Annotated in this window: 9 protein-coding genes; 5 read left to right on the top strand and 4 right to left on the bottom strand. The window is 74.7% G+C overall.

Features of this window, described 5'->3' with window-relative positions:
- The first annotated feature begins 158 nt into the window (after positions 1–158).
- A complete protein-coding gene (locus ACQPYE_RS23160) occupies positions 159–1,286 on the top strand; it encodes a transcription termination factor Rho, short form (RefSeq protein WP_498714398.1) in 1,128 nt (375 codons plus the stop codon).
- Between the two features lie 22 nt (positions 1,287–1,308).
- Here ACQPYE_RS23160 and ACQPYE_RS23155 read toward each other — a convergent pair whose 3' ends face one another.
- Positions 1,309–2,211, bottom strand: a complete 903-nt coding sequence (locus ACQPYE_RS23155) for a DMT family transporter (protein WP_498714397.1) — start codon at positions 2,209–2,211, stop codon at positions 1,309–1,311.
- Between the two features lie 73 nt (positions 2,212–2,284).
- Here ACQPYE_RS23155 and ACQPYE_RS23150 point away from each other — a divergent pair, with 73 nt between their 5' ends.
- A complete protein-coding gene (locus ACQPYE_RS23150) occupies positions 2,285–3,196 on the top strand; it encodes a LysR family transcriptional regulator (protein WP_498714396.1) in 912 nt (303 codons plus the stop codon).
- Between the two features lie 77 nt (positions 3,197–3,273).
- On the opposite strand, the gene ACQPYE_RS23145 is transcribed toward ACQPYE_RS23150, so the two are convergent.
- Positions 3,274–4,719 carry an RICIN domain-containing protein gene (locus ACQPYE_RS23145; protein WP_498714395.1) on the bottom strand — a complete coding sequence of 482 codons (1,446 nt, stop codon included), beginning with the start codon at positions 4,717–4,719 and terminating at the stop codon, positions 3,274–3,276.
- Between the two features lie 502 nt (positions 4,720–5,221).
- Between ACQPYE_RS23145 and ACQPYE_RS23140 the strand changes: the two genes are divergently transcribed.
- The gene (locus ACQPYE_RS23140) at positions 5,222–6,544 is read left to right on the top strand and encodes a cytochrome P450 (RefSeq protein ID WP_498714394.1); all 1,323 of its coding nucleotides are present in this window, start codon (positions 5,222–5,224) and stop codon (positions 6,542–6,544) included.
- A 30-nt stretch (positions 6,545–6,574) separates the two neighbouring features.
- Complete coding sequence (locus tag ACQPYE_RS23135) at positions 6,575–9,748, top strand: ATP-binding protein (RefSeq protein WP_498714392.1); 3,174 nt, start codon at positions 6,575–6,577, stop codon at positions 9,746–9,748.
- A 16-nt stretch (positions 9,749–9,764) separates the two neighbouring features.
- Here the strand turns inward: ACQPYE_RS23135 and ACQPYE_RS23130 are convergent, their stop codons facing one another.
- Together ACQPYE_RS23130 and ACQPYE_RS23125 are read right to left on the bottom strand one after the other, a co-directional pair.
- Positions 9,765–10,559 (bottom strand): ABC transporter permease, encoded by a 795-nt coding sequence (locus ACQPYE_RS23130; RefSeq protein ID WP_498714391.1) that lies wholly within the window; start codon positions 10,557–10,559, stop codon positions 9,765–9,767.
- The gene (locus ACQPYE_RS23125; protein WP_498714390.1) at positions 10,556–11,536 is read right to left on the bottom strand and encodes an ATP-binding cassette domain-containing protein; all 981 of its coding nucleotides are present in this window, start codon (positions 11,534–11,536) and stop codon (positions 10,556–10,558) included. Before ACQPYE_RS23125 ends, ACQPYE_RS23130 begins: the two co-directional genes overlap by 4 nt.
- Positions 11,537–12,042: 506 nt before the next feature.
- On the opposite strand from ACQPYE_RS23125, the gene ACQPYE_RS23120 reads away from it, so the two are divergent.
- Positions 12,043–15,441: an ATP-binding protein gene (locus ACQPYE_RS23120; protein WP_498714389.1), complete on the top strand. Its 3,399-nt coding sequence runs from the start codon at positions 12,043–12,045 to the stop codon at positions 15,439–15,441.
- Positions 15,442–15,483: the final 42 nt, after the last annotated feature.

Here is a 15,483-nt window from a genome sequence, read left to right as displayed (position 1 = left end):
TCGTGGACGTAGGTGGCTCCAGCCCCTCCCGCGAAGTTCCTCTCCAAGACCCGGACCGTGGTCGGATGTGGCTGCGCAGCCTTTCCCGGCCCGACGGCGGGTTCTTGTCGCGGCGTCGCCGCGCAGTCCAACCATTCCCGCGATCAGGGAGAAAACCCTTGAACCACAACGATCCCTCCGGCACCCGCCTCACCTCCGGCGTCCTCGACGTCGTGGACCGCCGGGCCGTGCTGCGCACCGACGGCTACCTGCCGGGGCCGCACGACGCCGCCGTCGCGGCGCACCTCGTGGCCGAGCACGGGCTGCGGCGCGGTGACGAGGTGCACGGCCGCGTCACGCCACCGCCCCGGGACGGCAAGCCGCCGTCGCTGGTCACGGTGGAGGCCGTCAACGGCGCGCACCCGCGCCACTCCCGCTCCCGGCCGTCCTTCACCGACCTCGTGCCCACCCACCCGCGGGAACGGCTGCGGCTGGAGACCGAGGCGCACGAGCTGACCACGCGGGTGGTCGACCTGGTGATGCCCATCGGCAAGGGGCAGCGCGCGTTGATCGTCGCCCCGCCCAAGGCGGGCAAGACCACCGTCCTGCGGGCCATCGCGCACGGCATCGCCAAGAACCACCCGGAGTGCCACCTGATGCTCGTCCTGGTCGGCGAACGGCCGGAGGAGGTCACCGACCTCTCGCGAGCCGTGCCGGCCGAGGTCGTCGCCGCCACGTTCGACCACCCGCCCCGCGACCACACCGCGCTCGCCGAGCTCGCCGTCGAACGGGCGAAGCGCCTGGTCGAGCTGGGCCGGGACGTGGTGCTGCTGCTGGACTCCGCGACCCGCCTGGGCCGGGCCTACAACCTCGCCGCACCCGTGTCCGGCCGGACCCTGTCCGGGGGCGTGGACGCCGGCGCCCTCGCCGCGCCCAAGCGGTTCCTGGGCGCCGCGCGCAACGTCGAGGACGGCGGTTCGCTGACGATCATCGCCTCCGCGCTGGTCGACACCGGTTCCGCGGGCGACGCGCTGCTCTTCGAGGAGTACAAGGGCACCGGCAACGCCGAACTGCGGCTGGACCGCAGGGCCGCCGCCCGACGCGTGTTCCCCGCCGTGGACGTCACCCGGTCCGGCACGCGCCGCGACGACCTGCTGCTCACCACCCGCGAAGCGGCGGCGACCCGCCTGCTGCGCCGCGTCCTCGCCGGCAAGGAGGACGCCGTCGACGTGCTCCTCGACGGCTTGCGCAAGACCGGCGACAACGCCGAGTTCCTCACCCGCCTCGCGGACACCACGCCGCACTGACGCCCACGTGCCCCGCGGGCGGTCAGCGGCGCGACCCGACGCTGACGAAGGCGACCGCGCCGAGCACCACCAGGCACCCGGCCAGCTGCGGCGCGCTCGGCCGCTCGTGCAGCAGCACGACACCCATCAGGATCGCGCCGACCGGCTGCAGCAGCATCATCGTCGCGCCCGTCGCACTCGACAGGCGGGGCAGCGCCGTGGAGATCAGCAACCAGCCCGCGATCTGGCCGATCAGCGCCAACGCGAGCAGCCACCCCAGCACGGGCCACCCCGGCGACAGGTCGAGCCGTCCCGTCGGCACGCCGATCGCCACCGCCACCACCCCGGCCGACACCGTGGCCAGGGACAACGTGTGGTCGCGCGCGCCGGGTCCGGTGCTCCGCCGCATCAGCACCAGGTAGGCCGCGAAGCCCACCCCCGCGCCCAGCGCCAGCACCGCGCCCAGGGTCGGGTCGGGGCCGAACGCCGGCGTGCCCGCCAGACCACCCGCGAGCACGATCCCGCCCAGCAGCACGGGCGCGGCCCACACGAAGCGCCTCGACGGCCGTTCCCGGAACACCAGGTACGCCACCGCGGGCACGATCACCACCTGCACGGACAGCAGCACGGTCGCGATGCCCGCGCCGACCAGCGCGATCGCGTCACCCCACAGCACGAAGTCCACGCCGAGCCCGACGCCCGCCAGCAGCGGCAGCACCACCCGCCGCCGCGCCGCGCCCCGCCGCCGTTCCCACCACACCAGCGCGCCCAGCACGGGCAGCGAGCACAGGCACCGCCAGAACGCGCTGGTGCTGCCACTGGCGCCGGACACCTTGATGAACACCGAGGACAGCGCGATGCAGAGGCTGCCCGCCATCGCGAGCAGCGCCGGGTTCACCCGCGTGCCGGGCGGCACGGTCGCCGGACGGGCTTCGGTCGTGGTCACCCGTCCACCCTGCGGGCACCGACCATCAAGGACAAGCGAATTGTCGTCAGCGGAACTCGGTAGCATCTCTACCGTGTTCGGTCTGGAGCGGATGCGTGCCCTGAACGCCGTGGCGACCCACGGAACGGTCGCGGCGGCGGCGACGGCGCTGCACGTCACCCCGTCCGGCGTGTCCCAGCAGCTGGCGAAGCTGGAGCGGGAAGCCGGGCAGCGGCTGCTGGAGCCGCACGGCCGCACCGTCCGCCTCACCACCGCCGGGCACGTGCTGGCGGGCCACGCGGCGACCATCCTGGCCCAGGTCGACAAGGCGCGCTCGGACCTGGAGCTGCTGCGCGAGGACATCACCGGCCCCCTGCGCATCGGGGCCATCCCCACCACCGTGCACGCCCTGCTGCCGCCCGTGCTGGCGGCGTTGCGCGCGCAGCACCCCGGCCTGGAGGTGACGCTGCACGAGGGCGAGGCCGAGGAGACCATGCCGCTGGTCGTCGACGGCAGGCTCGACGTGGCGGTGCTGGAGAGCTGGGCGCACCGCCCGGTCACCGTGCCGCCGTCGACCTCGCGGACCACGCTGCTGTCCGACGTGGCGGACCTCGCCCTGCCCGCGGGCCACCGCCTGGCGCACCGCAAGGCCGTCGACCTGGCCGAGGTGGACGACCTGCCGTGGATCGCCTGGAGCGCGGGCTCGGGCTGCCACGACTGGCTCGTGCACGTGCTGCGGCAGCAGGGCGTGCGCGGGCGGATCACCTGCACCGTCGGCAGCTACCCCACCCAGCTGGCCCTGGTCGCGGGCAACGTGGGCGTGGCCGTGGTCCCGCGCCTCGGTCGCGACTCCGTGCCCGACGGCGTGCGGCTGCTCACCACCCGACCGGCCCTGAACCGCACCATCTACGCGATCAACCGCGCCGAGGACGACGACCGGGGTGCGATCAGGGCGTGCGTGGACGCCCTGACGTCGGCGGCGGCCGGGTTCCACCACCTCGTCTGACAGCGGGGCGCGGACGCCCGCCCCCGCCCGATCGGCGAGCGGTCGGATCGGGAGCGGGCGCACCGCCGGCAGTCGGCTCAGACGCGCGTCAGCTGGAACTGCTGGTTCTGCCCGCTGCCGCACGGGTACTGCTTGAACTGGAGGTTCTCCTGCGAGCTGCTCGGCAGGTCGAGGCACTTGCCGGAGTGCCGCGCGACCAGCCGGGAGTAGCCGGACCCGGCGTCCACGAGCGACCACTGCTGGTTCTGCCCCGAGTTGCAGCTCCACTGCACCACGGCCGCGCCGTCGGCCGTGGCGCCGTCGCTCACGTCCAGGCACTTGTTCGAGTGCCGGGCGATCACCTGGTAGTAGCCCCCGCCCGCGGACTGCAGGCGGAACTGCTGGTTCGTGCCGCTGCCGCAGGGGTACTGCATCAACGCCGCGCCGTCCGCGCCGCCGGCGTTGGCGACGTCGAGGCACTTGCCGGAGTGCCGCACGGTGATCCGGTGGTAGGTCAGGGCCACGGTGTTGATGGTGCCGGTCGCCGTGTCGATGACGATCTGACCGGCGTTGGACAGGCCCATGGTGGTGTTGTCGGCGAACGTGATCGGGAGCCACACGTAGCTGGAGTCGCTCACGGGCGCGTTCCAGGCGCCGGCCCAGCGGTCGCCCAGGTAGAGGTAGGAGGTCGTCTGGGTGCCCTGGATCGGCAGCACGTAGGCGGGTTGCGAGCGGAACGTGGTGGAGTCGCCCACGTTCCGCATCGCGCTCCAGGGGCCGGACACGCTGGTGGCGGTGGCGTACTTCGCCTGGTTCGGCGACCAGCCCGTGGCGCCGGAGGTGAGCATGAAGTACACGCCGTTGCGCTTGAACAACGCCGGCGCTTCGCGGTGCCCGCCCGGCCACGGGTTGGCGACCAGTTGCGCGACACCGCGGTAGTCGGCGTTGAGGCGGTAGATGTGCAGGTCGTAGTTCTCCCGCGCGGCCGAGATCATGTACGCCGTGCCGTCGTCGTCCTTGTACAGCGTGATGTCACGGGACATGTGCTGCCCGAGGGGGCGGAAGCTGCCCTGGTAGGTGTAGTTGCCGTCCACAGTGGACGAGTACGCCACGGCGGCCCGGGCCTGGCCGTAGTCCTGCCCGTTCTCCCAGTGCATCCACATGACGTACTGGCCGGTGGACGCGTTGTAGATGACCTTCGGCCGTTCCACCCACGAGGTGCGCAGCTCCGAGTGGCTGTTCTGGGTGAGGACGTTGTTGCGGAACTCCCAGGTCTTGAGGTCGGTCGAGCGGTAGACCGAGACGGCGCGGAACAGGTTGTCCGGGTGCCGGTTCTCGCCGAACCAGTAGTAGTAGCCGCCCACCTTGATCACGCCACCGCCGTGCGCCTCCACGCGGTTGCCGCCGGTGTCGGTGAACTGCACGCCCACGTCGACGGTGACGGGCGCGGCGTGCGCCGTGCCGCCGGGTAGCAGCAGGGATGCCAGGCCGACGGTCGCGGCGGCCAACACCGCGCGCCAGCGCCTCGGGGACAAGCGGGACATCTGGACTCCTTTGTCCGGCCCACCACAGGGATCGAGAGGCAGGCGCCCGGCGTGGGCGACTCCGTGCGCGCGCAATGTTTACGCAAACATCACCGCCAATGCTGGCAGCGCCAGGTTCCGACGTCAAGCTTCACGCGGGTGGGAGGACTCCGTCACCGGGTCCGCGGCACCGGCCCGGCAACCCGGCCCCGGACGGCATCAGCGTTCCCCGCGTCGTCACCGGCGCGCCCCGAATTCACCGGGAGGACAATCGCGGACCATTCGCGCGCTGAACCGCGAATGGTCGGAAACGATCCGATTCGCGCACCGGACCGGAAGCCGTCGGGAAAGTCCGCACGACGTGGTCGCACTCCTCCGCGAGATCGGGCCGGTCGAATGGTCGGACCGCGCTGTGTGAACGGCCCGATCGGCAAACCGTAGTCGACGGACCGCGCCGGAACCGCCACCATGGGGGCACGAGCGCGGGAGGTGCGTCCCAGTGGACACGGCAATGCGGATTCCCATGGCACGAGGTCGGCTGCCGCTCATCGGGCACGCCTGGCCGATGATGCGCGACCCGTTGGCGTTCCTCGGCTCGCTCGCCCGGCAGGGGCCGCTGGTCCGGATCGCGCTCGGGCCGGTCAAGGCGGTCGTGGTCTGCGACGCCGAGCTGGCGCAGCGGATGTTCCTCGACGACCGCACGTTCGACAAGGGCGGTCCGTTCGCCGACCGGGTGCGGGACGTGGTCGGCAACAACCTGTCCACCTGCCCGCACCACGAGCACCGCAGGCAGCGGCGGCTGCTCCAGCCCGCGTTCCACGTCGGCAGGTTCGACGCGTACGGGCGCACGATGTCCGCGCAGATCGCCGACCGGGTCGGCGCGTGGCGCGACGGGCAGGTGCTCGACGTGCCCGCGGAGATGGGCATGCTCGCCACGAACGTGCTCACCGCCACCATGTTCTCCGACACGCTGACGCCCGCCGAGCTCAAGCGGTCGCAGGAGGACGCGGACGTGCTCGCCGCCGACGTCCTGCCGCGCATGATGATGCCCAAGGCGCTCACCAGGCTGCCGCTGCCGGTCAACGTGAGGTTCGAGCGGGCGCACACCCGGATCAGGGCGATGATCGAGGCGATCGTCCGGGACCGGCGGGAGGAGGGCGGCGACCGGGGCGACCTGCTGTCCGCGCTCCTCGCCGGGTACGACGAGGAGTCGACCGGCGCGGACCGGACGCTGTCCGACCACGAGGTGGTCAACCAGATGCTCACCTTCCACCTCGCCGGCAGCGAGACGACCGCCGTCACCCTCGCCTGGGCGCTGCACCTGATCGCCCGCCACCCCGACGTCGAACGCCGCCTGCACGCCGAGGTGGACGCCGTGCTGGCCGGGCGGATCGCGGGACCCGAGGACGTGCCCGCGCTGGAGCTGACCGGGCGCGTGATCACCGAGACGCTGCGCCTGCGCTCGCCGGTGTACATCCTCACCCGCGAGGTCACCGCCGACACCGAGCTCGGCGGGCACCCGCTGCCGGCGGGCACGGTGCTGGCCTACAGCCCGTACCCGATCCACCACAACGCCGACCTCCACCCGGACCCGCACCGCTTCGACCCCGACCGCTGGGACCCGGCGCGCAAACCCGCGCGCCACGCGTTCGTGCCGTTCGCCAACGGCGCCCGCAAGTGCATCGGCGACAAGTTCAGCCTGATGGAGGCCACGTTGGCGCTGGCGTCCATCGTCGCCCGGTGGCGGTTGGCGCACCTGCCCGGCGAGGAGGACGTCCGACCGGCCACCGCGGCGGTGATCCGGCCGCGCCGACTGCGGATGCGGGCGTCGAGCCGGGTGTCCTAGCCGCGCGGCCCGGGTCGATACGCTGGCGCCGTGACCCCCGATCTCGTCCTGCTGTCCGGGGTGTCGTTCCGCGGCCGGGAGATCGCGGGTCCGCGACTGCGCGGTCTCGTCGCGCTGCTCGCCACCGACCTGCGCGCCGGCTGCGGCACGGGGCGGTTGGTCGACGGGCTGTGGCCCGACGAGCGGCCGGCGAACCCGCCCAAGGCCGTGCAGGTCCTGGTGTCCCGGGCCCGGTCGCTGCTCGGCGCCGACCTGATCGTCCGGACCCCGACCGGGTACCGGCTGGCGCTGACCGAGGAGCAGGTCGACAGCTCGGCGGCGCCGGTCCGGGCCGAGGACTCCGCGAGGTGCTCGCGGGAGGGCGACCACGCCGCCGCGCTCACGCACGCCGAAGCCGGCCTGGCGCTGTGGACCGGCGATCCGGGTGATCCCGGCGAGGAGGCAGGACCGGTCGACGCGTTGCGCGCGGAGCGGACCGCCACCTACCGCGCGCTGGTCCGGGCACGCGCGCTCGCCCTGGCCCGCCTCGACCGGCCCGCCGAAGCGATCGGCCCGCTGGCCGAGTCGGCCGCGGCACGCCCGCGTGACGAGGAGGTGCTGGTCGAGTTGCTGCGGTGCGAGGCGGCGACGGTCGGCCCGGCCACCGCGCTGGCCCGCTACGACGCCTACCGGCGGGCGCTGCGCGACGAGCTGGGCGCGGACCCCGGCCCGTCGCTGCTGGCCGAGCACCGGAGGCTGCTCCGCGGCGCGTCGCCCGCGGTCCGGCACGGCGTGGCGCACGAGCCGAACCCGTTGCTGGGTCGGGACGACGACGTCACCGCCGTGCGGGCGCTGCTGCGCACCTCCCGCGTGACCTCGATCGTCGGACCGGGCGGCCTCGGCAAGACCCGGCTCGCCCACGCCGTCGCCCGCCGGGCGGAGGCGTCGACGGTGATCGTCGTGCCGCTGGCGGCGATCGTCACCGACGACGACGTGGCGCACGAGGTGGCGATGGCACTCGGCGTGGGCGGGCACCGGACGCCGGGCGGGCACGTCACGGGCGACGTCGCCGCCGCCATCGCGGCCAAGCTCGCCACCGGACCGTCCCTGCTGGTGCTGGACAACTGCGAGCACGTCGTCGCCGGCGTCGCCGACCTGGTCCGGACCCTGGTGTCGCTGACCGCCGAGCCGCGCGTCCTCACCACCGGCCGGACACCGCTCGGCCTGACGTCGGAGTCGGTCTACCCGCTGCCGGAGCTGACCCTGGCGACGAGCGTGGAGCTGTTCGGGCAGCGGGCGCGGGCGGCGCGGCCGGGCGTCGACCTGCCCGAGGCGGACGTGGCGCGGTTGTGCCGACGCCTCGACGGGCTGCCCCTCGCGGTCGAGCTGGCCGCCGCACGGGTGCGGGTCATGTCCGTGGCGGAGATCGCCCGGCGGCTCGACGACCGGTTCGCGTTGCTGCGCGGCGGCGCCCGGGACGCGCCGCGACGCCACCACGCGCTGCACGCCGTCGTGGACTGGAGCTGGAACCTGCTGGACCCGGCCGGTCAGGCGGCGATGCGGGCGCTGTCGGCGTTCACCGACGGGTTCACCGCCGACGCCGCGCGCGTGCTGCTCGACGCGCTGCCCACGACCACGCGTGACGTGGACGAGGTGCTGGAGCACCTGGTCGACCACTCGTTGCTCAAGGTGGCCGACACCCCCTCGGGCACCCGGCTGCGGATGTTGGAGACGGTCCGGGAGTTCAGCGCCGCCCGGTCGGCGGCGGCGGGTGAGGCCGACGACGTGACGACCGCGTTCCTGGGGTGGGCGCGGGCGTTCGGGATGGCCGAGCACGCGAACCTGCTCGACGCCGACCCCTACGACACGGCCGCCGCGGTCACGGCGGAGCAGGAGAACCTGCTCCAGGCGCTCCGGTCGGCCCTGGACCGCGACGACCGGCCCACCGTCGCGGCGGTCACCGCGGTCCTCGGCGGCAGGTGGAGCCTCGAGTCGAACTACCCGCGGCTCACGGCGTTGATCCGGCAGACCTCCCGGCCGCTGTCGGGCTACCGGCCGGAGCCCGCGTTCGTCGAGGTGACCAGGACCGCCCTGACCGTGGCCGTGGCGCACGCGTTCGGCTCCGAGGGGCCGCGGCCGTCGCGGTCGGTCGTCGCGCTGCGCCGGCTCGGGGTGGCGCGGCCGGACACCGTGGTCCGGGCGATCGGCTGGGTGGTCGCCGCGCTGGGCGACCCGGCGGAGCTGCGCCGCCTGTGCGACAGCGCCGAGCCGCTGGTGGCCGGCGTCGCGAACGCCTTCGCGGGCTACCACCGGGAAGCCCTCGGCGACGTCGACGCGGCGCTGGCGGCGGCCCGGCTGGCACTCGACGTGTTCACCGAGCGCGACCTGCCGTGGCCGCGGTCGTTCGGGCACGGCCGGATCGCCGAGATCTGCCTGCGCGCGGGGCGGGGCGCGGAAGCCCGCGACCACCTGATCGCGGCCCTGCCGCTGCTGCGCCGGCTGGGCGCCCGGGTCGACGAGGTCGGTGTCCGGGCGTGGCTCGTGCTGGCCCACCTCCAACTGGGCGACACGGCCGAGGCCGAGCGGTGGCTGGCCGGTCTCACCCGGGTCGCGCTGGACGAGGAGGAGGCCGAGTCGGTCGGCTACGACCTCGGCATCCGGGCCGAGGTGCGGTTCGCCCGGGGCGAGGTGGAGGCGGGGCTGAGGCTGTGGCGTCGGGCCGTGGACCGGGTCCGCGACGCGGGCGTCCCGTCCGACCTGGACCCGTGGGTGGCGCAAGCGCGGTCGGTGGCCGTCGTCGCGCACGCCCGGCACGACCGGCTCGACCTCGTCGCCGACGTCGCCGACGCGCTGCCCGGGCCGTTGACCGACCTGCTGACCCGCCCGCCGGCCGACCCGCCGCCGCACCTGGCGGAGCAGTCGACCTGCGGCACCCTGCTGGTGGCCGTCGCCACCGCGGACCTCGCCCGCGCCCGACGGGCCGGCGACCCGTGCCTCGCGCGGTCGGCGGCCCGGATGCTCGCGCTGGCCGAGCGCTTCCGGTTCCCGCGTGACTTCCACCCGACGATGTCCGCCGCCTCGGTCCGGGCGGACGCCGAGCGGGCCGACCGGGCGGCGTACGACGAAGCGGTGTCGTCGTACGCCGCCCTGGACCGGGCCGGCCTCCGCGCGGCGGCGCTGGACCTGCTGCGCGAACGCCCGGCCGCGGACCCGCTCGACCGCTGAGGCCGGGCGGACCGGGTCAGCGGTCCCGGTTGTAGAGCCACTTCGCCCACCCGTACCCGACCAGCGCGATCACGGCGCACCAGCCGAGCGCGAGCACGGCGGCGTGCCCGATCGGCGTGCCGAGGAGCAGGCCGCGCAGCGTCTCCATGACCGGCGTGAGCGGCTGGTGCTCGGCGAACCACCGCAGCCCGGCCGGCAGCGAGTCCGTCGGCACGAACCCGCTGCCGAGGAACGGCAGCAGCGTCAGCGGCATGGGCAGGTTGCTCGCCGCCGCGACGCTCTTCGTCACCAGGCCCATGGCGACGGCCAACCACACGAGCGCGAACGCCGTCGCGGTGAGCACGCCGGTGACCGCCAACCACTCGATCGCGGTCGCGTTCGGCCGGAACCCGACGAGCACGGCCACGCCCAGCACGACGGCGAGGCTGAACAGGGTGTGCAGCACGCTGCCCAGCACGTGCCCGGTCAGGACCGACACCCGCGCGATGGCCATGGTCCGGAACCGGGCGATGATGCCCGTCGTCATGTCGATCGCCACCGAGATCGCGGTGCCCTGCACGGCGCCGGCGATGGTCATCAGCAGGATGCCGGGCGTCACGTAGTCGACGTAGGCGCCGCGACCGCCCGACCCGCCGGACGCGTCGCCCAGGCCGTCGCCGAGCGTGCCGCCGAGCACGTAGACGAACAGCAGCAGGAAGACGATCGGCACGGCGAGCAGCATCAGCGTCATGGACCAGGCGCGGGCCATGTGCCGCAACTGGCGGCGCAGCATCGTGGTGGAGTCGCGCACGGCGAGGGTGATCGTGGTCATCGGGCGGTCACTTCCGGAGAGGCGGGAACGGTGGTCGAAGCGGGCCGGCCGGTCACGGCGAAGAACACGTCGTCGAGGTCGGGCGTGCGCACGGCCAGCCCGTCCACGTCGACCGAAGCGGCGTCGAGGCGGTCGAGCAGGGCCTTGAGCGAGCGGACGCCGCCGTCGCCGGGCACCCGCAGGACCAGGGACCCGTCGGCCGGCCCCGGCGCGACGCCGAGGGCGGCGGCGGCCCCGACCAGGGCGCGGTCGTCGGCGAACCGCAGCTCGACGTGCCCGCCCGGCACCAGCCGCTTGAGCTCGGCCGGGGTGCCCTCGGCGACGATCACGCCGCGGTCGAGCAGGGCGATCCGGTCGGCGAGCTGGTCCGCCTCCTCCAGGTACTGCGTGGTGAGGAAGACCGTCACGCCCCGGGCCACCAGGTCGCGCACGGCCTGCCACACGTCGCGCCGCCCGCGCGGGTCGAGCCCGGTGGTCGGCTCGTCGAGGAAGATCACCTCCGGGTCGCCGACGAGGCCCATGGCGAGGTCGAGCCGACGCCGCACACCGCCCGAGTACGTCGCGGCCGCCCTCCTCACCGCCTCGCCGAGGTCGAACCGCTCGACCAGGTCCGCCGCGCGCCGCCGGCCCTCGGCCCGGCCGAGGCGGTGCAGGTCGGCCATGAGCAGCAGGTTCTCCTCGCCGGTGAGGAAGTCGTCCACCGCGGCGAACTGGCCGGTGACACCGATCGCGGCCCGCACGAGGTCGGCCTCGCGGACCACGTCGTGCCCGCACACCCGGGCCTCGCCCGCGTCGGCGCGGATCAGGGTCGACAGGATCCGGACCACCGTGGTCTTGCCCGCGCCGTTGGGGCCGAGCAACGAGAAGACGGTGCCCTCGGGCACGTGCAGGTCGATGCCGTCGAGCACCACGCGACCGCCGTACGACCGGCGCAGGCCGGTCACCGCGACCGCGGGTTCAGTGGGGATGTTCGTCATGCGGACGACAGTGCCGCCGCACCGGATCACGGCGGTTTCACCGCGGTTTCAGCACCAGGACCGACCCGGCCGCGTCTCATGTCGTCCGATGCGGTCGCGCATTCACCGACGCCGGTGAGCGGAGTCGCGAAAGTCGTGTGCGACGAAATGGGACGGAGACGACGTCCGATCACCCACGCGGCCGATCCGACTGGTCCAGGATCGACGGCAATGGCCAATGCGTCGACCGGAGTGCTTCCGCCCACCCGACTTTCACGCCTCCGGCGGCACTCGTGTTTACCGCTACTGTTGGCGACCCGAGTGGCTCCCCGTGGCTATGTTGGTAAGTGGGATCGCGCCCGTTCGGCGGGTGGGCCGATCGCCGCAGGTCGTAGGGATGAGGGGTGTGGTGATCCGATGTCGGCGGTCGAATGCGCGGCGGACGCCATTCCCCGTCCGGTGGAATGCGCGCCGCGGCGGGCGATCTGCCGAATGACGCCGCCGGCCGGCCGCGACGGGCGGAAGCGGTGACGGCTGTCCCCGTCCGGGTGGAACTGCTGGGCGTGGTCCGGGCCTGGCGCAACGGGGTCGAGGTCGACCTGGGCACCGCCCGGCGGCGCGCGGTGTTCGCACTGCTCGCGCTCCGGGCCGGGCAGGCGGTGTCCAAGGACGAGCTGATCGACGGGGTGTGGGGCGACGCGCCACCCGCGACGGCCGGCGCCGGCCTGCACACCTACATCTCCGGGCTGCGCCGCGCGTTCGAGCCGGAGCGGACCAAGCGGTCCGCCGGGGTCGTGCTCACCTCGGCCGGGTCCGGGTACTGCCTGCGCGTGCCGGTCGACGGCGTGGACGTCCACCGCTTCGAACGCCACCGCGAGCGGGCCAGGGAGCTGGCCGACCGCGAACCGGCGCTGGCGCTGGCCGAGCTGGAGCAGGCGCACGCGTTGTGGCGGGGCGAGGCGCTGTCCGGGGTACCCGGGCCGTTCGCCGAGTCGCAGCGGTCGCGGTTGCGCGAGCTGCGGCTGGCCACCGCCGAACGGCGCGCCGAGCTGGCGCTGGTCGTCGGCCGGCACGAGGACGTGATCGCCGACCTCGCCGCACTGACCCGGGAGCACCCGGTGCGGGAAAGCCTGCGCGCACTGCACATGACCGCACTGCACCGGGCCGGGCGGCAGGCGGAGGCGCTGGAGGTCTACCACGACGCACGGCGGGTCCTCGTGGAGGAACTGGGCATCGAGCCGGGCGTCGCGTTGCGGCAGGCGCACCGGATCGTGTTGGAGGACAAGGCGGACGACGTCCCGGCGCCGCGGGTCGGCGCGTCACCGATGATCGAACCGGCCGTGTTCGTCGGGCGGGACGAGGAGGTGGACGCGCTGCGCCTGGCCGTCGCCGACCTGGTCACCGGCCGCGGCGGCGCCGTCTGGGTCGGTGGCGAACCCGGCATCGGCAAGTCCGCCCTGCTGGCCACCGTCCTGTCCCGGGCGGCCGAGACCGGGTGCCGGGTGGCGTGGGCCGCGGGCGACGAGTTCGGGCCGCGCACCCCCCTGCGGGTGCTGCTCGACTGCCTCGACGTCACCGAGTCCTCCGGCGATCCGCGCCGTGCCGCGTTGGCGCACGCGCTGCGCGGCCCGGCCGACGCCTCCGACGACCCGGTGCCGCTGGTGATCGAGCGCCTGCTCGGCCTGGTCGACGAGCTGTGCGACGAGGCGCCGCTGGTGATCGTGGTGGACGACCTCCAGTGGGTGGACGAGGCCAGCGTCCTGCTGTGGCACCGCCTCCTGCGGGTGGTGCGCCGGTGGCCGCTGCTGCTGGTCGCCGCCGGTCGGCCGGTGCCGCGGCGGGCCGACGTCGACCAGGTGCGCCGGGCCGTCGTCGGCTCCGGCGGCCGGGTCGTCGAACTCGGCCCGCTGTCGGACGACTCGGTCACCGCGCTGCTGACCGCGCGCCTCGGCGCGCCTCCCGGCCGGAGCCTGCGCGCGCTCACCGCCCTCGCCGCCGGGAACCCGCTCTACACCAAGGACATCGTCGACGTCGTGCTGCGCGAGGGCGCGGTCCGGGTGGTCGGCGGCCAGGCCGAGACGACGGCGGGCGTCGACCAGGACCTGCCCCGCGCGCTGGTGTCGGTGATGGCCCGTCGACTGGGCTTCCTGTCCGCGACCACCGCGGACGTGCTGCGCTCGGCGACGTTGCTGGGCGACGAGTTCGCCCTCGGGGACCTCGCGATCACGCTCGGCCGCCCGTTGGGCGATCTCGTCGCCGCCGTGGAGGAGGCGACGGCCACCGGCGTCCTGGACGACGGCGGGCCGAAGCTGGCGTTCCGCCACCCGCTGGTCCAGCGCGCGCTCTACCTCTCCGTGCCCGCCGGTGTCCGGGCCGCGCTGCACCGCCAAGCCGCCGACGCGCTGGCCGAGGCCGGCGCGTCGGTCGAGCTCGTCGTCGGGCAGCTGGCCGCCGCACCCGGCACGGTGGACGAGCGGGCCGCCGACTGGCTGGTCGCGCACGCGGTGACGCTCGTGGGCAAGGCGCCGGACGCGGCCGTCGGACTGCTCCGCGCGGTGATCGCCGAGTCCACTGTGGACGGTGAACGCCGGGAACGGCTGGCCGCCCTGCTGGCCACCTTGATGTTCTGGCTCGGCCGACCACCGCAGGCCGCCGCGAGGTACGTGCTGGCCCGCACCAGGGACGTCGACCGGGCCGCCGGGATGCGCTGGATCCTCGCCTACACCCAGTACCGGGACGGCCAGGTGACGGACGCCGCGGACGCGTTGCGCGCGGCGGTGGCGGACGACGCGGTGCCGCCGTTGTGGCGTGCCCGGCTGGAGTCGTTGCTGGCCGTGGTGCAGCGGGAAGGCCTCAACGACGTCACCGCCGCCGAGGAGACGGCGAACCGCGCCCTGCGGCGCGGCGAGGACGTGCGCGACGACCTCGCCGCGGCACACGCGCTGCAAGGGCTGTGGCAGGTCAGCACGGTCCGCCGCGACCACGCGCAGGCGCTGGAGCGGGTCGACCGCGCGCTGGCCCTGACCGACGGCCGCCGCGACCTCGGCACGCTCCGCCTCGGACTGCTCGCCGACAGGGCGTTCACGCTGCAGAACCTGGACCGGCTGGACGAGGCCGACGAGGTGCTGCGCGCCGCCCGTGACCTGGCCCGCTCCAACGGGATCGGCCCGCCCGCCACCACCGCCGCGCAGGACTACTGGCGCGGCCGGTGGGACCGGGCGCTCGCGGAGGCGGACGTCCTGCGCGACGACCCGGGCCAGGCCCTGGGCGAACGCGGCCCGGTGCTGCTCGTGCACGGCGTGGCCGCGTTGATCGCCGCCCGGCGCGGCCGGGTCCGGGTGGCCGAGGACCACCTCCGGGCCGCCGCCGAACAACCGCCCGTCACCCCGGCGGACCGGGAGCACGGCGACTTCCTGATGGTCGCCCGCGCGGTGCTGGCCGAGCGCGCGGGACGGCCCGACGAGGCCTTCGCCGCCGTCGAACCCCTGCTGACCGCGAAACCCGGGCACCTCGTGCCGCGGCACCAGTGGCTGCCCGACGTGGCGCGGCTGGCCCTGCGCACCGGACGGCCGGACCTCGCCGAACGCGCGCTGGCCGCATGCGTCGCGGAGGCCGCGGGGGAACGGGCGCCCGGCCGGGCGTCCACCGCCGAGGCCCGCTGTCGAGGACTGGTCGCGGGCGACCCGGAGCCGGTGCTGGCGGCGGTGGCGCGATACCGGGAAGTGGGCCGGCCGGTGGAGCTGGCCGGAGCGTCGGAGGACGCGGCGGTGCTGCTCGCGGCACGAGGTGACCGCGCGGCGGCCGAGGCGGCGTTCCGCGAGGCGCTGGCCGGGTACGAGGCGCTGGGCGCGGAGCACGACGTGCGACGGGCGTGGGCCCGGATGCGTGGTGGGGGAAGGGAATCCGGATGCTTCGGTGCCGGCTGAGGGTCGGTGTGCGGTGGTGTGGGTGCGCGTGCGTGGGCGGGG

The organism is Actinosynnema sp. CA-299493, assembly GCF_050946825.1.
Taxonomy (GTDB): Bacteria; Actinomycetota; Actinomycetes; order Mycobacteriales; family Pseudonocardiaceae; genus Actinosynnema.
The sequence above is the reverse complement of the archived record's forward strand: the minus strand, read 5'-3'. Positions and strand labels throughout refer to the sequence as shown.

Coding starts and splice junctions, on each gene's coding strand:
- ACQPYE_RS23145 (WP_498714395.1), bottom strand. CDS start 4,719: ATGTCCCGCTTGTCCCCGAGGCGCTGGCGCGCGGTGTTGGCCGCCGCG.
- ACQPYE_RS23125 (WP_498714390.1), bottom strand. CDS start 11,536: ATGACGAACATCCCCACTGAACCCGCGGTCGCGGTGACCGGCCTGCGC.
- ACQPYE_RS23140 (WP_498714394.1), top strand. CDS start 5,222: ATGGCACGAGGTCGGCTGCCGCTCATCGGGCACGCCTGGCCGATGATG.
- ACQPYE_RS23130 (WP_498714391.1), bottom strand. CDS start 10,559: ATGACCACGATCACCCTCGCCGTGCGCGACTCCACCACGATGCTGCGC.